Consider the following 22453-nt stretch of genomic DNA (forward strand, 5'->3'; position numbering starts at 1 on the left):
GCCAAGGCGAGCTCGTCCACTGGCAGCAAGAGCTTGGGCTCGGTCATTGCGAGCGAAGGGGGGCGCGGAATGTCGGTCTCGTTTCCAGGAGCAATCTCGATTCATGACGAGCGGGATGCTGATGCTTTCCGTGTCGCGGTCTGCCGGCCACGCTCTTCGCGGCATGAGAACCTGTCGCGACTGTCGCTTTGCGTTGCGATGGCGATGATCGTGCTCGGCGTTGGTCGCGCAGCTCAGGCGTCACCGATCTTCTATTCCGATCGCGCCTCGTTCCTCAGCGCCGTGGCGCCTGCGACCAACATCGACTTCGAGGGCATCGCCCCCGCCGGTTCGTACGCCGACATCTTCGGCGACACGATCAGCGGCGTGACCTTCACGACCGACTCGGGCCTTCTGGTTGCCATCGATCCGGGCTTCGCCCCCAGTTACTACGACTGGGGCTCTGGCGCCACGGCCATTGGCTACTACTATGCCGATCCGATACGTGCGGCGCTGCCGGCAGGCAAGAACGCCGTCGGTGCGGACGTGATGATCGTCGATTACGACAATGGCGGCGTCGCCGAGCAGATGTTCGCGACGATCACGCTGCTCGACGCCACGACCGTCACGCAATCCATCACCACGCTGGCGATGCCCGGCCGGGCGTTCATGGGCTTCACCGCCGATCAGCCGATTGTCTCGATCGCCTTCTACACGCCGGACATTTCGGGTGGCAGCGGGCCCAACTACTACCCATTCTCCGCAATCGACAACCTCGTCGTCTCGACCACGCCCGTGCCCGAGCCGTCGTCGCTTCTGTTGGTGGCGACGATGGGCGCAGCCCTGCTTCGTCGTCGGATCAAGCCCTCGAGGACGAGGCTCTGACGACGGTAGACGGAACGACACGTTCTCAGCCGCCGAGCCTCGTGTTGCGCCCGCGATCGCCCCACCGCGGCTCGTCCTCGTAGTGCCAGCGGGGATGGAACACTTCCATCACTCGATCGCCGACTGGAGCCGCGCAAACCGCCTGGGCGCGCCGCTCGAAGAGTGATCCGTTCGCCGCTCGAGAAGTAGGCCGCCTGAGGACCTAAACAGCAGGTCGCGCGCGAGGTGGGCATCTCGTGGGTGACGGTGACTGTTTGAGCCAGACGGCGCCGGGCTCGCTTGGTGGCCCGAGCCCCGGTCCAGGTCCGGCCCAGGGTCCAGCTACGGATTCGAGATCCTCGCCGATCCCATGAACGGCGTCCACGAGTCCCAGGAGCAGAACAACAGTGCCAAGGTCTTCGCTGACAACCCGTGCCCGAAGTAGCCTGGGCCCCCTGCTGCTCCTGATCGCGCTGGTCACCTGGAACACTGCGCTGGCCAGGGCGCAGAACGTCTACTGCGACGCGTCCCAGTTCGACGGGCTCACCAACGTGTGGAAGTCGGAGCCGGATCAGAACACCCGCGGGATTCCGGCCGGTGAGCTCGCAGCCGAGCGGAAGATCATGCAGCGCGTGGTGCAGATGTTCAGGTCGACGTTCGTGCCGACGGGCGCCATCGGCTACTACGAAGTGAACTACGACATCCTGCCGCAGGCCGTGACGAACAAGGACCGCTATGGCAACACCTACATCTTCACGCTGAGCAATCACAAGATCGAGTGCCGCAACGGCAAGCCGGTTGCGTTGGATGTGTCGCTCGGCAACGTCTCGGTCCAGGTGAACATGCACTTCGTCGGCGAGGCCGAGCGAGGCGATTCGTACGCCGGCTTCAGCTACCTGCCGCGCGGGTACTATCAGCTCAAGGACAGGATCGCGCTGCCACAGGCCACGGCCGACGGGATCCAGGAGTTCAACTTCGTCGACGGCACGACGGTCTGGTGGCTCACCCGGGCAGGCGCCCTGCCGTTTCGCTACGTCACCAGGCGCGAGTTCCTGACCAGGCAGATCGAGATCGTGGGATCCAGGTCGAGTCCCAGCCCCGGACTGCTGGCGTACTACCGGCGGCTGCTCGGCGAAGCCACCGATGAAATCGCGTTCATCAAACAGGCCGAGGTGCTCGGGCTCACTGAGCGCGGCTATGTCTTCACGTCGCTCGAGGACAGGGCGAACCGAGTCTACGTCACCGTGAACCCCGACTACTACGACCGCAGCGTGCCGAAGTCGGCGCCGCAGCACATTCTGATCAGGGTGAAGCGTGAGGACGTGGCCTTTCTGAACCGCACGGGAAACGGCGCTCGTCATCTCGAGAGCATGGAGAAGCTCCGCGAGATCGCCCGCACCAACCTTCCCGAGCTTCGAGCGATGGTGAAGCCGTGATCCGGCGCCTGCCGACCGTGCCGGTCGACGCGCCGGCGAGCGTCGTCGCGGCGCTTGGCCGACACCGTCGACTCGAGCTGCTCTCGCGACCGAGTCTCGAGCCGAACTCGTTCGTGCGCTGAGCACGGTCGAGGCATCAGCGCAAATCGCCGCGGCGAACCGCGCGCGGTGACATCCGTGCCGCTCCCGGCGTGAGGCTCGGTCTCAAGCCATGTAGCACGAAAGACGTCCCGTGCCGTAGCGCGGAACGTCGATCTCGAAGTCGGCCTTCGCGGCGGGCTGCTGCACGGCCACGATGGCGGCCTCGTCGAGCGGCTCTGCCGGCGTGCGGCGCAGGTCGACCAGCCGTACGTGCACCGCGTTGGTCTGGTTGTTGAAGCTCGACGCCAGCACGTTCATGACCTCGCGCAGGTTGTCGTAGATCATGTCGTCGATCGTGTTCCGGTTGACCATCTCCTCGGCGACGCGCGCCGGGATCATGGTCATGGCGGCGCCGATCGCGGTGCCCAGCTCGAGGTCGCAGGCCATCACCGCCGCCACCTCGTCGTCGTCGCGCCGGTAGACCGCGGCAACAGCCGGCTTGGACGAACGCGGATTGACCGGTGAGCCCTGGCGGACGGTGACCTGCACGCCGAGAATGCCGGCGATCAGCCGGCGGAGGTCGTTGGCGACGGGCACGGACATCGAAGTCGTCGTCATCGCGACCTCTAGACGAGCGCACCGAGCGCGTCCTGGAACGCCTCGACCGTGAACGGCTTCACGATCAGGAACAGCGCGCCGGCGGCGGCCGCCTGTTCCCGCATGGCCGCCGTGCTCTCCGACGTCACGAACCCGAATTTCACCCTGAGGCCTTCGGCATTGAGCTGCGTCAGCAGCTCGATGCCGGACATGTGGGGCATGTTCCAGTCCGAGAGCACGAGATCGGGGGGCTCGGCGCGGATGGCGGCGAGGGCGACGGCGCCGTCTTCCGCCTCTTTGATGATGGGGGCCTTGAATCCAGCCTGTCGCAGCGTGCGCGTCACGATCATGCGCATGGCACGGCTGTCATCGACGATGAGAATGGTCAACGGAGTTCTCTCGAATCTTCCCGAGCCTTCTCGCCGGGAAGCTGGTGGACGGGACATACCGTCTTCTTCTTTCTCGTGCTTCCTCGCGCTTCGTTCCTCTTTCCATCCCTGAATCGGAGCGACGGGACGAACTTTTAGCCTGTGTTCATCGCGTCGGGCGTCCGCCGCTCAAGGAGCGTGCCACGAGGTCGATTGCGTTCCTAGCGTCGATGCCTCGTGAGTTCGAGGGATAGCGCCGGCAGAACATGACCGGTCACACACCGGTCCAGCCGCGCGACGGTCCCGAACAGCCCGGTGCCCGCCGCACACTCCCCAGCCCGACCGATACCCATCGGCCAGCGTCTCGGAGATGAACGCGAATGTCCGACGATTTGATCAAGGAGTTCCTGGTCGAGAGCTACGAGAACCTCGATCGTCTGGACCAGGCGCTGATCGAGCTCGAGAAGAACCCTCGCGACGTCGAGATCCTTGCGTCGATCTTCCGGACTGTTCACACCATCAAGGGGACGTGCGGCTTCCTCGGGTTCTCCAAGCTCCAGTCGATCACGCACGTGGGCGAGAACCTCTTGAGCCGGATGCGCGACGGGGTGCTCGTCCTGAACGAAGAGATCACCACGGGCCTGCTGAAGCTGGTCGACGCCATTCGTTCGCTCCTGGCCTCGATCGAGCAGACCGAAGCCGAGAACGACGTGGACTACGGCGAGCTCGTCGCCGAGCTGACGCGTCTCACTCAGCCGTCAGGTGACGTGCCGTCGGCGCCGGTTCCGTCAGCCGCGGCGGTCCCGCTGCCGGTCGCCACGCGACCCGGATCCGAGCCGGTGGTAGACGCTCATGAGGCCGCCACCGTTCATGCGCACAGTTCCGAGATCGAGGCACCGGCAGACGCCAGCCGCGATGACCGCCGTCAGGTCGACGACCGCCGATCCGCCGTGGCCGAAACGTCGCTGCGCGTCGACGTGGGCCTGCTCGACAAGCTGATGACGCTCGTCGGCGAGCTGGTGCTCGCCCGCAACCAGATCCTCCAGTTCACCACCACGCAGCGCGACTCGAACTTCGTCGGCGCCACCCAGCGGCTGAATCTCGTCACCTCCGAGCTGCAGGAAGGCGTCATGAAGACGCGGATGCAGCCCATCGACAACGTCTGGAGCAAGTTCCCTCGCGTCGTCAGGGACCTGGCGGTGACGTGTGGCAAGCGCGTCCGGATCGAGATGATCGGCAAGGACACCGATCTCGACAAGACGATCATCGAGGCCATCAAGGACCCGTTGACACACGTGGTCCGGAACGCGGTGGACCACGGCATCGAGGCGCCCGACGTGCGGCAGTCCAGGGGCAAGAACCCGGAAGGAGCGTTGACGCTGCGCGCCTTCCACGAGGGCGGACAGATCAACATCGAGATCACCGACGATGGTGCGGGCATCGACCCGGAGCGGGTCCGCCGGAAGGTCGTCGATCGCGGCATGCTGACGCCCGAGGCGGCCGGCCGTCTCAGCGAACACGACATCGTCCGCTACATCTTCGCCCCCGGCTTCTCCACGGCGGCGACCATCTCCAACGTGTCCGGCCGTGGCGTCGGCATGGACGTGGTCAAGACCAACGTCGAACGGATTGGCGGCACGGTCGACATTCAGACGAAGGTCGGGCACGGCACCACCATCCGCATCAAGATCCCGCTGACGCTGGCCATCATTCCAGCCCTGATGGTCACGACGGGTGGCGAGCGCTTCGCCATCCCGCAGGTCAGCCTGGTCGAGCTCGTGCGGCTCGAAGGCGAGCAGGCGCGGCTCGGGATCGAGCGCGTGCAGGACTCGCTCTTCCACCGTCTTCGCGGCGATCTCCTGCCGGTGGTCGTCCTCAACGACCAGCTCGCGTTGGCATCGGGCGCGCCGGACGACGTCATCAACATGGTGGTGCTGAACGCCGGTGGGCGTCAGTTCGGCCTGATCGTCGACGCGATCAACGACACCGAGGAGATCGTGGTGAAGCCGTTGAGCAAGCTGCTCGAGGACGTCACCGTGTTCGCCGGCGCCACGATCCTGGGCGACGGGCACGTCGCGCTGATCCTCGACGTGTTCGGGCTGGCGCAACAGGCCGGCGTGCTGGCCGAGGCGCGGAGCGCGGGCGAGACGTCCGCCGATGCGTCGGCGGCATTGGCGGCGCCGGACGCCGTCTCGTGGCTGCTGTTCGCCGCCGCGGGGCACGACCGGCTGGCGATTCCGCTGGATCGGATCGACCGGCTCGAAGAGTTCTCGCCGGAGGTCTTGGAACGGTCTGGCGGCCGCGACGTCGTGCAGTACCGCGACGAGATCATGCCGCTCGTCTACTTCGGCAGCCCGGCCACGCCGGCTGGCGGCGGGTCGCGCCACGCCATCGTGTTCTCGAAGGATGGCCGGCGCCTCGCGCTCGTGGTGGATCGCATCGTCGACATCGCGACAGGCGCGGTGACGGTCGAGCCTTCGTTCAGCGGTCCCGGCATTCGGGGCGCTGCCGTCATTCAGCAGCGGGTCACCGACCTGGTCGACCTCGACCAACTCGTCGAGGCGTCCGGCGGTGCCGCTGCGTGAGGAATCTCGTCATGTCCGGTCTTCCGGCGCGCGACGGCGAACCGGCGTCCCGCCAGTTCGCGACCTTCATGCTCGGCGATCTCTGGTACGGCGTGGACGTCCTCCAGGTGCAGGAGGTCATCCGGTTCCAGACCATGACGCCTGTGCCCCTCGCACCGCGCACCGTGCGCGGCCTGATCAACCTGCGCGGCCAGATCGTCACGGCGATTGACATGCGTCAGCGGCTGGCCATGGCGTCACGCGCGGCCGATGCCCAGCCGATGAACGTCGTCGTGCGGACGGGTGGTGGCGCGGTCAGCCTGCTGGTTGACGGGATCGGCGACGTGCTGGCGCCTCGGCCATCGCAGTTCGAGCGGATCCCGGACACGGTGGGCCGGCCGGTGCGCGACGTGGTCACGGGGGTCTACAAGCTCGACGGCCGTCTGCTGCTCGTGCTCGACGTCGAGCGGACGGTCGGCTTGGACGATGAACTGTCGCGGGAACGGGTCGCGTGATGCCTGCAATCCGCAAGAACACCGTCGCGTCCGTCGCGCCCGATATCGTCACGTCCGGGAGCGGCCCGGCCGCTGTGGCTCGGCGCGCCACGCTCCCGAAATCTCAACAGCGTCAGAAGGAGTCCGACATGTCCGCAGCCAGACGGAAGGGCTCGGCCGCCGTGGCCGATGCCGCGTCCCCCTTTGCTCCCCACGAAGCGCCGATGCTCGAGGGCGTGCTCGTCAAGGTCAACGACAGCGCCATGACGCTCGCCTCCGCGTCCGAGGAGCTCATGGCGTCGAGCCAGCAGATGGCCCGCAACGCCACCGAGACGTCGGCGCAGGCCGGCGTGGTGTCGGCAGCCTCCGAGCAGGTGAGCAAGAACGTCCAGACCGTGGCGACCGCGACCGAGGAGATGAACGCGAGCATTCGCGAGATCGCGAAGAACGCCAACGAGGCGGCGAAGGTCGCCACGGCGGCGGTTCGCATGGCGGAGACGACCAACCAGCTCGTCAACAAGCTCGGCGCGAGCAGCCTCGAGATCGGCAAGGTCATCAAGGTGATCACGTCCATCGCCGAGCAGACCAACCTGCTGGCGCTCAACGCGACGATCGAAGCCGCGCGGGCGGGCGAGGCCGGGAAAGGTTTTGCGGTCGTCGCCAACGAAGTCAAGGAACTGGCGAAGGAGACCGCGAAGGCGACCGAGGAGATCGGCCAGAAGATCGAGGCCATTCAGGCCGACACGAAGAGCGCCGTGGACGCCATCGGCCAGATCGGCGCCATCATCAACCAGATCAACGACATCTCCAACACGATCGCGAGCGCCGTCGAGGAACAGACCGCGACGACCAACGAGATCGGCCGCAACGTGACCGAAGCGGCGAAGGGGACCGCCGAAATCGCCCAGAACATCACAGCGGTCGCCGAGGCGGCCAACAGCACGACGTCCGGCGCCAACGATACCCTGCGGGCGTCGAGCGAGCTGGCACGCATGGCGGCGGAACTGCAGGCCGTCATCGGCCGTGTGTCGTCGGCGGGCGCCGCGAAGCCCGTGCCCGCCGGTCCCCGCGTGCGGGCGATCGGCGCGATGCCACGTCTCAGCGCGTAGGCCGGTGCCTACGGAGGATCGAATCCCATGACCGCTCTCGTCGTCGATGATTCCAGAGCCATGCGGCTCATCCTGGGCCGCATGCTCACGGAGCTCGGGTTCGGCGTGACCGAAGCCGTCCACGGAAAGGACGCGCTCGCGCGCCTCCAGCCCAGCACCGATCTGGTGCTGGTCGACTGGAACATGCCCGAGATGAACGGTCTCGAGTTCATCCAGGCGCTGCGTCGCGACCACCGGTATGCGGCCACCAAGGTGATGATGGTCACCACCGAAACCGAGATGACCCAGGTGTCGACGGCACTCGAAGCCGGCGCCCAGGAGTACGTCATGAAGCCGTTCACGCGCGAGGTGATTGCCGACAAGCTGCGCGTGATGGGGTTGCCGGTGTAGGTGATCCGTGCCCAAGATCCGAGTCCTCGCCGTTGACGACGCCGTCGTTGTCCGACGTCTGCTGACCGACGCCTTGTCGGCCGAGGCCGACATCGAGGTCGTCGGCGTTGCGGCGAACGGGCGTATCGCGCTGCAGAAGATCCCGCAGTGCAACCCCGACATCATCACGATGGATGTCGAGATGCCGGATCTGGACGGCATCGCGACCGTCCGGGAAGTCCGCCGCCAGTGGCCGACGCTGCCGGTGGTCATGTTCAGCACGCTGACCGAACGCGGCGCCGCCGCGACGATGGACGCGCTGAGCGCCGGCGCGTCGGACTACGTCACCAAGCCGGCGAACGTGGGCAGCGTGACCGCCGCGCTGGACCGCATCCGGCAGGATCTCGTGCCGAAGCTGCGGGCACTGACCGCGCGCCGGCGGCATCCGCAAACGGCGAAGCTGCCGTCGCCCTCACCTGCGCGTTCCGCCGGAGCGCCGGCACCGGCCGCGGTGTTCGCCCGATCGGCGACCGCCGGTGGGCCGGCCGTGCTCTGCATTGGCACGTCGACCGGCGGTCCCAACGCGCTGGCGGCCATGCTGCCGGCGTTGCCGAAGGGGCTGGGTGTGCCGATCGTCATCGTGCAGCACATGCCGCCGTTCTTCACGAAGCTGCTCGCCGACCGGCTCGATCAGCAGTGCGGGTTCCCGGTGCACGAAGCAACCGCTGGACAGGAGGTCCTGCCGGATCACTGCTACATCGCGCCGGGCGACTTCCACATGGAAGTCCGGAGACAGGGCACCGGCGTGACCCTCGCGCTCACGCAGGCCCCGCCCGAGAACTCCTGCCGGCCCTCGGTCGACGTGTTGTTCCGCTCGGTCGCGCAGGTCTACGGCGCGCGCGTGCTGGGAGTCGTGCTCACGGGCATGGGCCAGGATGGCCTCGCCGGGTCGCGTCACATCACCGAAGCGGGCGGCTCTGTCATCGCTCAGGACGAAGCGACGAGCGTCGTCTGGGGGATGCCGGGGTTCGTCGTCCAGAACGGGCTGGCCAGCGCCGTTCTCCCGCTCGAGAGTCTGGCTGCCGAAATCACCGCCCGTCTCGGGCACCGTCGCGTCCAGGTTTCGATGGCGCCCGCGATGAACGGGAGGCCGCATGTCGCTGTCGACCGCTAGCTTCACCTACGTCCGCGACCTCGTCGGCGATCAAGCCGGCATCGTGCTCGACGACGCGAAGGCCTATCTGGTGGAAAGCCGGCTGCTGCCGGTCGCGCGCGTGGGAGGGTTCGGCTCGACGGATCAGCTCGTGGAGCACGCCCGGCGATCGTCCACGAGCGCCCTGCGCGCCTCGATCGTCGAGGCGATGACCACCAACGAAACCTCGTTCTTCCGGGACGTCGAGCCGTTCGAGGCGCTGAGACATCACGTCCTGCCGGCGCTGATCCAGCGCCGCAAAGTCGCGCGTCAGCTCCGCGTCTGGTATGGCGCGTCGTCGACCGGCCAGGAACCGTACTCGGTCGCGATGCTCATGAAGGAGCACTTCGCCGACGTGGCGACCTGGGACGTGCGCCAGCTCGCGACGGACCTGTCGCAGGACGTGCTGAAGCGGGCGATGGCGGGACGGTTCAGCCGAATCGAGGTCAACCGTGGCTTGCCGGCCGCGATGCTGACGAAGTACTTCGACAAGGATGGGATGGAGTGGGTGATCAAGGAGCCGCTCCGCAAGGCCATTACGTTCCAGCCGCTCAACCTCATCAAACCGTGGCCGGCGATGGGGCCGTTCGACCTCGTCATGTTGCGCAACGTGATGATCTATTTCGACGTGAAGACCAAGCGGGAGATCCTCCATCGCGTGCACCGGATCCTTGCCCCCGACGGCTACCTGTTCCTCGGGTCGGTGGAGACGACGATGGCGATTCACGATGGATTCGAGCGGCAGACGTGGGGAAAGACGGGCTTCTATCGCCCGGCCGGTGCCGCCACCAAGCACGGAGCCTGACATGCAGCCAGGGAGACAGGAAGTCGTCAGTATCACGCAGGACGTCTGGCAGACCGCGCTCGGGATCGACCTCGATCCCGTCGTCGCGCCGGACGTGTCGCCATCCGATGTCCCGACACTCGACGGGGTCATCGCGATCACGGGCGACTGGTTCGGCGCCGTCGTCGTGCAGGTGCCGATCGGACTGGCCGACCGTGCCGCGCGGGTGATGTTCGCGCTGGAGGATCAGCCGGCCTCGACGCAGGACATGCAGGATGCCGTCGGCGAGATCACCAACATGACTGGCGGCAATCTGAAGGGCCTGCTCGACGGCCGATGCCACCTCGGGCTGCCCACCGTCGTCGCGGGCACCGACCATCGATTGAGCATGCCGGCGTCCGCGCAGGTGGTCACGCGGGTGGCGTTCCAGAGCGGCGACGACCGGGCCATCGTGACGCTCGTTGCCGGGCCGGCAGAACTGGCCTGAGCCCGGGCCATCCGCGATTCGACACGCAAGAGGAGACAGTCCATGGCCATCGTCCCCATCCGACCGACGCCGACCGGGCGCGAAGTGCGCTTCGGCGAGAACGAGCTGATTGTCAGCAAGACCGATCTGAAAGGCCGGATCACGTACGCCAACGACGTGTTCGAGCGCGTATCCGGATACACGGCGGAGGAGCTGATCGGCGCGCCGCACAACCTCATCCGGCATCCCGCCATGCCGCGGTGCGTGTTTCACCTGCTCTGGGACACCATCGCCAAAGGCGAGGAGATCTTCGCCTACGTGCTGAACCTCGCCCGGTCCGGCGACGAGTACTGGGTGTTCGCGCACGTGACGCCGTCGTTCGACCCGAGGGGCGTCCACGTCGGGTACCACTCGAATCGCCGCGTTCCGCACGGGGACGCCATCGCGAAGATCAAGCCCATCTACGCCGCGCTGTGCGCGGAGGAACGGAAACACGCGGACCGCAAGGATGCGATCCGCGCCTCGACGGCGCTGCTGGTGCAACAGCTCGGCGCCGCCGGTTTGGACTACAGCCAGTTCGTGTTCAGCCTGTCTCGTCACACGACGCTCGAAGAGGTGTCCGCATGAACGACCGGATTCAGATCATCGTGGAGGCCTGCGAACGGGCCGCTGCAGGCGACCTCGAGGCCCGCGTGCTCGGGCTCGAGACCGACCCGGCCTACGCGGCCGTGAGCCGTGCAGTCAACCGCATGCTCGACACGGCCGACGCGTTCGTCCGCGAATCCGCCGCGGCCATGGATCACTGCAGCCGCAACCGGTTCCATCGTCCCATCCTGCAGCGCGGGCTGGCGGGCGCGTACCGGCAGGGCGCGGCGACGATCAACCGCGCGGGCCGGGTGATGCGTGAACGTGCCGCGCAAGTGGGTGTGGCGGCGGACCTCGCGCGTGATACCGCGGCCAGCGTGCAGTCGGCCGCGGCCGCGTGCGAGGAGCTGCGTGCCACGGCCTCCGAGATCAGCCGGCAGGTGGGCGAGTCGGCGGAGCGGACGCACTCGGTCGTCGACGAGGTCCGCGCAACCGCCGCGGCCGCCGCGGCGCTCAACGACGATGCGGCGCGCATCAAGGGGATCCTGAAGCTCATCACACGCGTCGCGGGGCAGACGAAGCTGCTCGCACTCAACGCGACGATCGAGGCCGCACGTGCCGGCGAGCACGGCCGCGGCTTCGCGGTCGTCGCTACCGAGGTCAAGGACCTCTCCACCAGCACCGCGCGCGCCGCACAGGAGATCGAGGATCAGATCGTCCGGATGCTGGCCGCGACCGAGGACGTGACCATGCGGCTCGCGGCGATCAGTCAGGCCATCGAGCAGATCGGCACGAGCGCGTTCGTCATCGAGTCGTCGGTCGACGAGCAGGTGCGCGCGACGGCCGACATCAGCAAGACCATCACGGAAGTGTCCGAGAACTCCGCGACGCTCTCGAGCCGTATGGAGGCCCGCGACGCGGCCTGAAAGACCCGGCGGCCAGGTGGCCCTGCGATCAGATCGACGTTGTCGACGTCGACCTCACTGCGGATCACGCCGTCGCGTTCTTGCTCCAATCGCCGACTTGGCGGGCGCCTACTTCCATGAGGTCTTGACCGTCCGGCGGCCGTTTGACTATGCTTCCTGTGGTCATGCGTTCTCTCGTCTCCGCGCGAAAGCGATTCAATCCCAAGCGGATCTCCGCCGCGGCGGTGACGACGGTGCGCGTGTGACGATGGCCTGACGGTCCGGCCACCGCGGCCTTCCAGAACCCGCCGATGCGCATCGCACGGCGGGTTTTTTGTTGTCTGGCGGCGTAGGGGAGTCCGCAGGGCGAAAGCCTTCGGAGCAAGGAAACGAGCGAAGCGAGCCGGCGTCGCGGCGCGGGGCGAAGGGGCCCCCGCAAGCGGCGCCGTAGGGGAGCCCGCAGGGGCGAAAGCCCCTCGGATCAGAAACGAAAAAGCACATGTCTCAGAGAATCGACGTCGGAGTACTCGGAGCGACCGGGATGGTCGGTCAGCAGTTCATCGCGCGGCTGGCCAATCACCCGTGGTTCCAGGTGAGTTGGCTGGCCGCGAGCGAGCGGTCCGAGGGCAAGGGCTACGCCGAGGCCGCGCCATGGCGGCTCGCCACGCCCATGCCCGAGTTCTGCCGCGGCATGAAGGTCGACGGCTGCGTGCCGGGCCGCGGCCCGCGCATCGTCTTCTCGGCGCTCGACGCCAAGGCCGCCGACGAGATCGAGCACGTCTTCGCCGAAGCCGGGCACATCGTGCTCAGCAACGCCCGCAGCCACCGCATGGATCCGCTCGTGCCGCTGCTCATTCCCGAAGTCAACGCGGCGCACCTCGCGCTGCTGGCGCGCCAGCGCAGCGAGAAGGGCTGGAAGGGCGGCGTCGTGACCAACCCGAACTGCGCCACGGTCGTTCTCGCGATGGCGCTCGCGCCGCTGCGCCAGTTCGGTCTCCGGCGCGTGCAGGTGACGACGATGCAGGCGGTGTCGGGCGCGGGGTACCCGGGCGTGCCGTCCCTCGACATCCTCGGGAATCTCATCCCGTACATCGGCGGCGGCGAGGAGGAGAAGATCGAAACCGAGACGCGCAAGATCCTGGGCGACGACGACAGCCGCGGGCCGCACCAGGTGGTGGTGAGCGCGCAGGTCAATCGCGTGCCGGTCATCGACGGTCACACGATGACGATCTCGGCCGAGCTCGAGATCCGTCCGTCGGTGGACGACGTCGTGCACGCGATGAAGGCGTTCCGCGGCAAGCCGCAGGAGCTGCGCCTGCCGACGGCGCCCGTGCCGGCGCTGAACGTCATGTCCGAGATCAACCGGCCGCAGCCGCGGCTCGACGCCGATCTCGGCGCCGGCATGACCGTATCGATCGGCCGCGTGCGCGCGTGTCCGGTGCTGACCCACAAGCTCGTCGCGCTCGGGCACAATACGATTCGCGGCGCGGCGGGCGCGTCGGTGCTCAACGCGGAGCTGATGAAGGCCGAGGGGCTCCTATGATCGTGATGAAGTTCGGCGGCACGTCGGTCGCGGACCAGGCGGCCATCGAGCGCCTGATCGGCATCGTGCGCGCGGCACGGCAGACGGCGACCCAGCCCGAGAGCGCCGACTGGCGCGGGCCGATCGTCGTCGTCTCGGCGCTCGGCGGCGCCACCGACAAGCTCCTGAAGGTCGCCGCCGATGCGGCCGCGGGCGAGGGCGAGGCGGCGCACGCCGGGCTCGACGCGCTGCGACGCCGGCACCTGGACATCTCGAGCGTCGTGACGAGCAGCGAGCGCGCCGACGTGGACGCGATCATCAATCGCGAGTTCGACGAGCTGGAGCGGATCACGGGCGCGCTGTCCGTGCTGCGCGACGTCACGCCGCGCTGGCTCGACGCGATCGCGGCGACGGGCGAGATCCTGAGCAGCCGGATCGTCGCCGCGGCGCTCAACGCGCACGGGCTGGCCGGCGCCTGGGTCGACGCGCGGACGGCCATCGTCACCGGGCCGGAGCACACGGCCGCGCCGCCGCTGATGACCGAGACGGCCGCCGCGCTCGTGGACGCGATGACGCCGCTGCTCGCCGACCGCGGCATCCCGGTGATCGGCGGCTTCGTCGGCGCCACCCCCGACGGCGTGACGACGACGCTCGGCCGCGGCGGATCGGACTACTCGGCGTCGATCGTCGGCGCGTGCCTCGGCGCCTCCGAGATCCAGATCTGGACGGACGTGGACGGCATGCTCACCGCCGATCCGCGGATCGTGCGCGACGTCCAGGTCGTGCCGCACCTGTCGTTCGGCGAAGCGTCGGAGCTGGCCTACTTCGGCGCGAAGGTGCTGCATCCCGCCACGATCCAGCCCGCCGTCGGCCGGAACATCCCGGTGCGGATCCTCAACGCGCGCCGGCCGCAGGACGCGCGCGGTACGCTCATCACGCGGGAGCGCCCAGCCACCGACCGGCCGATCACGGCCGTCGCGTCGAAGAAGAACGTCACCGTCGTCGACATCACGTCCACGCGCATGCTCATGGCGCACGGCTTCCTCGCGCGCATCTTCGAGGCCTTCGAGAAGCACCGCACGTCGGTCGACGTCGTGACCACGTCGGAGGTGAGCGTCTCGGTCACGGTCGACGATCCGCGTCGGCTGACCGAGATCGCGGCCTCGCTCGGCGAGGTGGCCGAGGTCACCCGCGAGGACCACATGGCGATCCTGTGCGCCGTCGGCGACGGCCTGCAGCGCGACCCGGCGTTCGTGGGCGATCTGCTCGGCGCGATCGGCGGCGTCCCGATCCGCATGCTGTCGCAGGCGGCGGCGCGGCGGAACGTCACGCTCGTGATCCGCGAGGCCGACCTGGAGACGGCGCTCGTCCGCGTGCACGACCGGTTCTTCGGAGTGCCGGCGTGAGGATCCTGGTCATCGGGCACGGCCGGATGGGCCAGCTCGTCGAGAAGCTCGCGGGCGAGCACGGCTGCGAGGTCGCCGGCATCGCCGATCTGGAGCCGTCGCTGCCGGTGGCCCTGACGACGGCCGGCAGCGTCGACGTGGCGATCGACTTCTCGCAGCCCGACGCGGTGTTCGCGAACGTCTCGGCGCTCGCCGCGCGGCGCGTGAACGTCGTCGTCGGGACGACCGGGTGGCAGGCGCACGAGCCCGCGCTGCGCCGCATCGCGGACGAGGCCGGCATCGGCGTGCTCGCCTCGGCGAACTTCTCGATCGGGATGCAGGTGTTCCGCCGGCTCGTCGAGCAGGCCGCGCGGATGTGCGCGCCGCTCGACGTCGGCGCCTGGATCCACGAGAAGCACCACGATCGCAAGAAGGATGCGCCATCCGGCACGGCGCTCCTCCTGAAGGCCGCGATGGAGGCCGGCGGCTATGCGCGGCCGGTGGACGTGTCGGCCACGCGCGCCGGATACATCCCGGGCCAGCACGAGGTCGGCTTCGACGGCGTGTCGGAAACCGTGACGCTCACGCACGTCGTGCGGGACCGCGCGGTGTTCGCGCACGGCGCGCTGGAAGCAGCAAAATGGCTGAACGGCCGCCGGGGCTGGTTCACCATGCAGGACATGATCGGAAGCTAGGCAGGGCAGCGACCGTCGCCGTGAGGCTTCGGCTTCGCGGACCGTGCGGATCACGAGGTCACGATGCGTCTTTCATTCACCGGCGTCGGCACGGCTCTCATCACGCCTTTCACGCCGCAGGGCGCGCTCGACGAAGCGGCGGTCCGGCGGCTCGCCCGGCGCCAAGTCGAGGCGGGCGTGCACTTCCTGGTGCCCTGCGGCACCACCGGCGAGTCGCCCACGCTCTCGAGCGCCGAGAAGCGGCGCGTGGTGGAAATCGTCGTCGAGGAAGCCGAAGGGCACGCGATGGTGCTGGCCGGCGCGGGCGGCTACGACACGCGCGAGGTGATCCAGGCCGTCGCCGAGCTGGAGGAGATCGGCGCGCAGGGCATCCTGTCGGTCACGCCGTATTACAACAAGCCCACCCAGGAAGGCCTCTACCAGCACTACGCGGCGATTGCCGACCGCACGAAGCTGCCGATCGTGCTCTACAACGTGCCGGGCCGCACCGGCTGCAATCTGGAGCCCGCTACCGTCGCGCGTCTCGCCGCCGTCCAGAACATCGTGGGCATCAAGGAAGCGTCCGGCAACATCACGCAGATGGCGGAGATCTGCGCGAGCGTGCCGAAGGAGTTCCTCGTGTTGTCCGGAGACGACGCGGTGACGCTGCCGCTCATGGCGATCGGCGGCCGCGGCGTGATCTCGGTCGCGTCGAACGAGGTGCCGGCCGAGATGGTCGAGCTCGTCGAGGCGGCCGAGCGCGGCGACTACGCCGGAGCGCGGCGGTGGCACGAGAAGCTCCTGCCGCTCATGCAGGTCAACTTCGTGGAGTCGAATCCCGGCCCGGTCAAGTTCATGTGCGCGCGCATGGGGCTCTGCGAGGACGTGTTCCGCCTGCCGCTCGTGCCGCCGCGGCCGTCGGCGCAGGAGCGGATCCTCGCCGTGATGAGGCAGTTCGGGCTGCCGATCGTCGCCGACGTCCGGTCCTGATCCGCCGTGACGTTCCGCGAGCAGATCGACCTCACCCGCGCGCTCGTCGACGTCGACTCGACGACGGGCCGCGAAGGCGAGGCCGCCGATCTGCTGGCGAGGACGCTCGCCGGCCTCGGCTACACCGTGTTCCGGCAGCCGGTGTCGCACGATCGCTTCAACGTGATCGCCTCGCTCGACGAGCCGGAGGTGGTCTTCTCGACGCACATCGACTGCGTGCCGCCGTTCTTTCCGAGCCGCGAGGAAGGCGGGCGGGTGTACGGGCGAGGCACCGCCGACGCGAAGGGCGCGATCGCCGCGCAGATCGCGGCGGCCGAGCGGCTGCGCGCCGAGGGCGAGACGCGCGTGGGTCTCGTGTACGTCGTGGGCGAGGAGCGGGGCAGCGACGGCGCGAAGCTCGCGAACACGATCGCGCGGCCGTCGCGGTTCCTGATCGACGGCGAGCCCACGGGCAACCGGCTCGGGAAGGCGACGCGCGGCGTCTATCGCGTCCGCCTTCGCGCGCACGGCCGCGCGGCGCACTCGAGCCTGCCCGAGCTCGGCGAGTCCGCGATCGAGAAGATCGTGGACGCCATCGCCGCGCTCCGCGCCATCGGTTGGCCCGCCGATCCCGAGCTCGGCGCCACGCACTACACGGTGGGCCTGGTGCAGGGAGGCGTCGCACCGAACGTGGTGCCGCCCGATGCCGTGGCCGAAGCGATGTTCCGCACGGTGGGCGACTGGCGGCCGATTCGGGCCTTGCTCGATCGCCATCTCGGCGCCCTGGTGGACGTCGAGGACGTGCTCGTCGTTCCGCCGGTCGTGCTCACGACCGTCGCCGGCTTCGAGCCGGTGGTCTTCGCGTTCACGACCGACATCCCGTTCCTCGACCGCTGGGGCTCGCCGTTGCTCATCGGCCCGGGATCGATCGAGCAGGCGCACACGGACGCCGAATCGGTCGAGATCGCCGAGCTCGAGCGCGCCGTCGATCTCTACGCGCAGCTCGCCCGGACTTTGCTGTCGCAAACCGGATAGCCGCGCCGGCGCCGGTGCGTCACAATGCGGCCATGCATCAGGATTCCGGCTCGGATCGGCGCTGGCAGGCGGTCGTCGCGCGCGATGCCGCCGCCGACGGCCGGTTCGTCTACGCGGTGCGGTCGACGCGCATCTACTGCCGGCCGTCGTGCGCGAGCCGCAAGCCGGCGCCGGGCGTCGTCGAGTTCTTTCCGGATGCGGCCGCCGCCGAGGCCAGCGGGTACCGCGCGTGCCTGCGCTGCCGGCCCGGCTCTCCAGCCGGCGCATCGTCCGATGCCGCGGCGCGGGTGCGCCGCGTCTGTGAGGCCGTGGGCCGCCAGCCGGACCGCCGGTGGACGGCCGGCGCGATCGCGCGCGCGGGCGGCGGCACGGTGCCGCAGGTGCAGCGCGCGTTTCGCACGGTGCTCGGCGTCTCGCCGCGCGAGTACGTGCTGGCGTGCCGGCGCCGGCGGTTCCTCGAGGGGCTTCGGAAAGGGCAGACCGTGACGGACGCCACGTACGACGCGGGATTCGGATCGACGAGCCGGATGTACGGCGCGCTGCGCCTGCCGGGCATGCGGCCGGCGACCTACGGACGCGGCGGACGCGGCGCGTCCATCGCCTGGACCACGGTGCCGTCGCCGCTCGGCCTCATCCTCGCTGCGGCAACCGATGTCGGGCTGTGCTTCGTCGAAGTCGGACGATCGGTCGAGCCGCTCCTGGCAGAGCTCCGCCGCGAGTTTCCGCTCGCGGCGATCGCCGGCGCGCCATCGGATCGGCTCGACGACATCGCCGGTGCGGTGCTGGCCGTGGCGCTCGGCCGCGATGTGCGGCAGGACGTGCCGGTGGACATCCAGGGCACCGCCTTCCAATGGCGCGTGTGGCGGGCGTTGACCGCGATCCCGCGCGGCACCACCGTGACCTACGCCGCACTGGCCGCGTCGATCGGCTCGCCGTCATCCGTTCGGGCCGTCGGCAGGGCCTGCGCCACGAACCCGATCGCGCTCGTCGTCCCGTGCCACCGCGTCATCGGGAGCGACGGCAAGCTCCACGGCTTCCGTTGGGGCCTCGACGTGAAACACGCCCTCCTCGAGACCGAGCGGAACGCCGGCTGACCGGGTCGGGTATCCTGTGCCGGTTTCGAGGCGATCGGAGGACAGGGTGTCGGGTCAGGGTAGGCAGTACTGGGCGGCGCGCACCGCACAGCACCGTCGGCAGTCGTACCCCACGTGCCGCGGAGAGCACGACGCCGACGTCGTGATCATCGGCGGCGGCCTCACCGGCTGCACGGTCGCGTGCATCGCCGCGACCGCCGGGCTTCGCGTCGTGCTCCTCGAGCAGGGGAGGCTGGCGTCCGGCGCGACCGCGGCGTCGGCCGGCGTGATCCTGCCCGAGCCTGCCGACAGCTTCCGATCGGCCGATGCCGCGCATGGGCTGCGGATCGCGAAAGCGGCGTGGCGACAGGCGCGCCACGGCGCGCTCGATCTCGCCGCCGTGCTGAGGCGAACCAGGGTGCGCTGCGATCTCGCCCCGACGTCGCTGCTCGTCAACGCCCGGAGCGCCGAGGATGCCGCCGCGTTGAGGCGCGAGCACGGCTCGCGCCGGGACGCCGGATTCGATGCCGCGTGGATGCCGCCCGCCAGGGCGGCCGCGGAAACCGGCACCGAGTCGTCGGGCGCCATGCGCGTTCGCGACGTGTTCACGTTCGATCCGGTGCGCGCGGCGCTCGGCCTCGCGAAGGCCGCCGAGCGGCGAGGCGCGAGGATCTTCGAGCGCGCCGACGTGCGCCGCACCTGCTTCGATCGCCGGCGCGCCGAGGTCGTGCTCGCCAGCGCGCGCATCGTCGCGCGCCAGGTGTTCGTCGCGACGGCGTCGCCCGGCGCGCTCTTCGGGCCGCTCGAGCGGCACTTCCGGCAGCAGACCCGCTTCGCGGTCGTCACCGATCCGCTGACGGTTCCGATGCGCCGCGAGACGGGCCGCCGCGCGAGCGTCATCGCCGAGTGGGGCAGCACGCCGCACTGGCTGCGCTGGCTGCCCGAGGACCGCGCGCTCTTCAGCGGCCACGCCGTGCCGGCGATCGGCCCGCGGCAGATCGACAAGGCGCTCGTCGCTCATGCGAGCGAGCTCATGTACGAGCTGTCGGTTCGCTATCCGGTGATCTCGGGGTTGCCGATCGCGCAGGCCTGGCCGCAGACCGTCACGGCGACGGCCGACGGCCTGCCGTGGATCGGGCCGCACCGCAACTACCCGTTCCACTTCTTCGCGCTCGGCCTCGGCGTTCACGGCGCGGGGCTGGCCGCGTTCGCCGCGAGAGCGGCCGTCCGGTCGCTCTCCGGTGAGGCGGCGAGCGACGACGCGACGTTCGTGCGGTAGCGGCATGGGACGCGCCGCGCGGCTCATGGCGTCGGCCGTCGTCCTGATCGCCGGCGGCGTGGTGCTCGCCGGAGGCCAGCAGCTTGCCAGCCCGTCGCCGCTCGCCGACCGCGTCCGCGCGCTCACGCGCGAATCCACCTGGACGCTCGTGGCATCGGTGCCGCTCGGCTTCCGGACGTTTCACCCGCAGGGCCTCGTGAAGATCGGCGACACGTTCGTCGTCTCGTCGGTCGAGGTCAAGGTGCCGACGAAGCGGTTTCCCAAGCCGGTGAACGGCTACGACCGCGACACCGGCGAGGGCGTCGGGCATCTCTTCCGGTTCGACGCGCGCGGCGCGCTGCTCGCGGAGACCACGATCGGCGAAGGCGCGATCTACCACCCGGGCGGGCTCGATTTCGACGGGACGAATCTCTGGGTGCCGCTCACCGAGTATCGGCCCGACAGCCGCTCGATTCTGTATCGCGTCGATCCGCGGTCGCTGCGGGCGGTCGAAGTGCTGCGCGTCGACGATTCGATCGGCGGCGTCGCCTACGATCCGCAGGCCCGGACGCTCCACGGCGTGAGCTGGGGCTCGCGGCGCTTCTACGGCTGGCCGCTGACGGGCGACGGGCGTCGCGACGGAGCGCGGCCGGCGACGCGCGTCGCGAACCCGTCGCACTACGTGGACTACCAGGACTGCAAGTACGCCGGCGCGCGGCAGATGCTGTGCACCGGCGTCGCCGACGTCGCGACGTCGGCGGGCGGCGGCTCGTTCCGGCTCGGCGGTCTCGATCTCGTGAGCCTCGACGACCATCGTCCCGTGCACCAGGTGCCGGTCGCGCTGCGAACGGCGTCGGGCGCGGTTCTCACCCAGAACCCGTCCTGGTTCGAGGTGACGCCAACCGGCCTTCGCGGCTACTTCCTGCCGGAAGACGACCGGTCGACGCTGTACGTCTACGACATCGCGCTATCCGTCGCGGCTCTCGATCTTCGCCCACGTGTCCTTGAGCGTGACGGTGCGGTTGAAAACCGGCCTGCCGGGACGTGAATCCGGATCGGCGGCGAAGTAGCCGAGACGCTCGAATTGGAATCGGCTGCCTGGCGCGGCCGCGGCGAGCGACGGCTCGGCCTTGCAGGCCGTGAGCACCTCGAGCGAGCTCGGGTTCAGCTCGGCGCGGAAGTCCACGTGATCGAGCGCGCCGGGATGCTCGACGCGGAAGAGGCGATCGTACAGGCGGACCTCGACGTCCACCGCGTGCGCGGCCGACACCCAGTGGAGCGTGGCCTTCACCTTCCGGCCGTCGGGCGCGTCGCCGCCGCGCGTGGCGGGATCGTAGGTGCAGCAGAGCTCGACGACCTCGCCCGAGGCGTCCCGCACGGCTTCGCGACAGGTGATGAGATACGCGTTGCGCAGCCGCACCTCCCGTCCGGGCGCGAGCCGGAAGAACTTCCTCGGCGGGTCGAGGCGGAAGTCCTCGCGCTCGATGAACAGCACCTTCGAGAACGGCACCCGGCGCGTGCCCGCGGACGGATCCTCCGGGTTGTTGACGACGTCCATCTCCTCGACCTGGCCGTCGGGGTAGTTCTCGATGACGACCTTGAGGGGCCGGAGCACCGCCATCGCCCGCGGCGCGCGCCGGTTCAGGTCCTCGCGCACGAAGAACTCGAGCAGGCCGACGTCGACGACGTTCTCGCGCTTGGCGACGCCGATCTCGTCGGCGAACCGGCGGATCGCCTCGGGCGTGTAGCCGCGGCGCCGCAGGCCGGAGATCGTCGGCATGCGCGGGTCGTCCCATCCGTTCACGAGCCGCTCGCTCACGAGCTGCAGCAGCCGGCGCTTGCTCATCACGGTGTAGGTCAGGTTCAGGCGCGCGAACTCGATCTGCCGCGGCGTGGCCGGGAGCGGCAGGTTCTCGATCAGCCAGTCGTAGAGCGGGCGGTGATCCTCGAACTCGAGCGTGCAGATCGAATGCGTGATGCCTTCGAGCGCGTCCGAGATCGGGTGCGCGTAGTCGTACATCGGGTAGAGGCACCACGCGTCGCCCGTCCGATGGTGGTGCGCGCGCCGGATCCGGTAGAGGATCGGGTCGCGCATGTTCATGTTCGGCGACGCCATGTCGATCTTGGCGCGCAGGACGTGCGCGCCGTCGGCGAATTCGCCGGCGCGCATCCGGCGGAAGAGGTCGAGGCTCTCCTCGGCCGGCCTCGTCCGGAACGCGCTGTCGGTGCCAGGCTCCTTCAGCGTGCCGCGGCCGGCGCGGATGTCGTCGGCGCTCTGGCTGTCCACGTAGGCCTTGCCCGCGCGGATGAGCGTCTCGGCGCACTCGTACAGCTTCTCGAAGTAGTCGGAGGCGTAGAAGAGCCGGTCGGCCCACGAGAATCCCAGCCAGCGGACGTCTTCCTGGATGGACTCGACGTACTCGACGTCCTCGGTGATCGGGTTCGTGTCGTCGAACCGCAGGTTGCACGTGCCCCCGAAGTCGGCCGCGACGCCGAAGTTCAGGCAGATCGATTTGGCGTGCCCGATGTGCAGGTAGCCGTTCGGTTCCGGCGGGAAGCGCGTGGCAACGCGGCCGCCGTGCTTGCCGGCGGCGACATCGGCGGCGACGAGGTCCCGGATGAAGTCCTGCCGGGTCCCCGACGCCGGGGCTGGGGGAGAAGGCATAGTCCCCAATTCTAATGCGCGTCTCCGAAGGCTTCGTCCTGAGGAGGCGACAGCGCTGCGCGCCAGCGCTCTCGTGTCT

At 69.1% G+C, this 22453-nt stretch carries 22 protein-coding genes; 19 read left to right on the forward strand and 3 right to left on the reverse strand.

The features are described 5' to 3' along the window. Window positions 1–69 precede the first annotated feature (69 nt). Together IT184_17900 and IT184_17905 are read left to right on the forward strand one after the other, a co-directional pair. Window positions 70–864 carry a PEP-CTERM sorting domain-containing protein gene (locus tag IT184_17900; protein MCC7010689.1) on the forward strand — a complete coding sequence of 265 codons (795 nt, stop codon included), beginning with the start codon at window positions 70–72 and terminating at the stop codon, window positions 862–864. A gap of 386 nt (window positions 865–1250) precedes the next feature. Continuing rightward, the gene (locus tag IT184_17905; protein ID MCC7010690.1) at window positions 1251–2279 is read left to right on the forward strand and encodes a hypothetical protein; all 1029 of its coding nucleotides are present in this window, start codon (window positions 1251–1253) and stop codon (window positions 2277–2279) included. Between the two features lie 204 nt (window positions 2280–2483). Here the strand turns inward: IT184_17905 and IT184_17910 are convergent, their stop codons facing one another. Together IT184_17910 and IT184_17915 are read right to left on the reverse strand one after the other, a co-directional pair. Beyond that, entirely contained in the window at window positions 2484–2978 is a 495-nt protein-coding gene (locus IT184_17910; protein ID MCC7010691.1) for a hypothetical protein, read from the reverse strand. Between the two features lie 8 nt (window positions 2979–2986). Beyond that, window positions 2987–3346, reverse strand: a complete 360-nt coding sequence (locus tag IT184_17915) for a response regulator (protein MCC7010692.1) — start codon at window positions 3344–3346, stop codon at window positions 2987–2989. Window positions 3347–3705: 359 nt separating this feature from the next. On the opposite strand from IT184_17915, the gene IT184_17920 reads away from it, so the two are divergent. The 17 genes from IT184_17920 (at window position 3706) to IT184_18000 (ending at window position 20757) form a co-directional block, all read left to right on the forward strand. Then, complete coding sequence (locus IT184_17920; GenBank protein ID MCC7010693.1) at window positions 3706–5910, forward strand: chemotaxis protein CheA; 2205 nt, start codon at window positions 3706–3708, stop codon at window positions 5908–5910. Between the two features lie 11 nt (window positions 5911–5921). After that, a complete protein-coding gene (locus tag IT184_17925; protein MCC7010694.1) occupies window positions 5922–6404 on the forward strand; it encodes a chemotaxis protein CheW in 483 nt (160 codons plus the stop codon). Beyond that, entirely contained in the window at window positions 6404–7492 is a 1089-nt protein-coding gene (locus IT184_17930; protein MCC7010695.1) for a hypothetical protein, read from the forward strand. Before IT184_17925 ends, IT184_17930 begins: the two co-directional genes overlap by 1 nt. 27 nt (window positions 7493–7519) lie before the next feature. Next, window positions 7520–7882: a response regulator gene (locus IT184_17935; GenBank protein MCC7010696.1), complete on the forward strand. Its 363-nt coding sequence runs from the start codon at window positions 7520–7522 to the stop codon at window positions 7880–7882. A gap of 7 nt (window positions 7883–7889) precedes the next feature. Next, a complete protein-coding gene (locus IT184_17940) occupies window positions 7890–9035 on the forward strand; it encodes a chemotaxis response regulator protein-glutamate methylesterase (protein MCC7010697.1) in 1146 nt (381 codons plus the stop codon). Continuing rightward, a complete protein-coding gene (locus IT184_17945; protein MCC7010698.1) occupies window positions 9016–9858 on the forward strand; it encodes a protein-glutamate O-methyltransferase CheR in 843 nt (280 codons plus the stop codon). Before IT184_17940 ends, IT184_17945 begins: the two co-directional genes overlap by 20 nt. Window position 9859: 1 nt before the next feature. Next, on the forward strand, window positions 9860–10324 hold the full coding sequence (locus IT184_17950) for a chemotaxis protein CheX (protein MCC7010699.1): 465 nt from the start codon (window positions 9860–9862) through the stop codon (window positions 10322–10324). Between the two features lie 42 nt (window positions 10325–10366). Then, window positions 10367–10930: a PAS domain S-box protein gene (locus IT184_17955; GenBank protein ID MCC7010700.1), complete on the forward strand. Its 564-nt coding sequence runs from the start codon at window positions 10367–10369 to the stop codon at window positions 10928–10930. Further along, window positions 10927–11814: a methyl-accepting chemotaxis protein gene (locus IT184_17960; protein MCC7010701.1), complete on the forward strand. Its 888-nt coding sequence runs from the start codon at window positions 10927–10929 to the stop codon at window positions 11812–11814. Before IT184_17955 ends, IT184_17960 begins: the two co-directional genes overlap by 4 nt. 478 nt (window positions 11815–12292) lie before the next feature. Beyond that, window positions 12293–13336 carry an aspartate-semialdehyde dehydrogenase gene (asd, locus tag IT184_17965; protein MCC7010702.1) on the forward strand — a complete coding sequence of 348 codons (1044 nt, stop codon included), beginning with the start codon at window positions 12293–12295 and terminating at the stop codon, window positions 13334–13336. Continuing rightward, a complete protein-coding gene (locus tag IT184_17970; protein MCC7010703.1) occupies window positions 13333–14721 on the forward strand; it encodes an aspartate kinase in 1389 nt (462 codons plus the stop codon). Before asd ends, IT184_17970 begins: the two co-directional genes overlap by 4 nt. Beyond that, on the forward strand, window positions 14718–15395 hold the full coding sequence (locus tag IT184_17975) for a dihydrodipicolinate reductase (GenBank protein MCC7010704.1): 678 nt from the start codon (window positions 14718–14720) through the stop codon (window positions 15393–15395). Before IT184_17970 ends, IT184_17975 begins: the two co-directional genes overlap by 4 nt. A 63-nt stretch (window positions 15396–15458) precedes the next feature. Next, entirely contained in the window at window positions 15459–16364 is a 906-nt protein-coding gene (locus IT184_17980) for a 4-hydroxy-tetrahydrodipicolinate synthase (GenBank protein ID MCC7010705.1), read from the forward strand. A gap of 6 nt (window positions 16365–16370) precedes the next feature. Further along, complete coding sequence (locus tag IT184_17985) at window positions 16371–17378, forward strand: M20/M25/M40 family metallo-hydrolase (protein MCC7010706.1); 1008 nt, start codon at window positions 16371–16373, stop codon at window positions 17376–17378. A 32-nt stretch (window positions 17379–17410) separates the two neighbouring features. Beyond that, a complete protein-coding gene (locus tag IT184_17990) occupies window positions 17411–18472 on the forward strand; it encodes a methylated-DNA--[protein]-cysteine S-methyltransferase (GenBank protein ID MCC7010707.1) in 1062 nt (353 codons plus the stop codon). Between the two features lie 46 nt (window positions 18473–18518). Further along, window positions 18519–19730 (forward strand): FAD-binding oxidoreductase, encoded by a 1212-nt coding sequence (locus IT184_17995; protein ID MCC7010708.1) that lies wholly within the window; start codon window positions 18519–18521, stop codon window positions 19728–19730. 4 nt (window positions 19731–19734) lie between these two features. After that, window positions 19735–20757, forward strand: coding sequence for a hypothetical protein (locus IT184_18000; protein MCC7010709.1), 1023 nt, complete (start codon window positions 19735–19737; stop codon window positions 20755–20757). Here the strand turns inward: IT184_18000 and IT184_18005 are convergent. Continuing rightward, a complete protein-coding gene (locus IT184_18005; protein MCC7010710.1) occupies window positions 20677–22374 on the reverse strand; it encodes a glutamine--tRNA ligase/YqeY domain fusion protein in 1698 nt (565 codons plus the stop codon). The two genes, IT184_18000 and IT184_18005, sit on opposite strands and share 81 nt — an antisense overlap. Window positions 22375–22453 lie beyond the last annotated feature (79 nt).

The organism is Acidobacteriota bacterium (assembly GCA_020853395.1).
Classification (GTDB): domain Bacteria; phylum Acidobacteriota; class Vicinamibacteria; order Vicinamibacterales; family SCN-69-37; genus JADYYY01.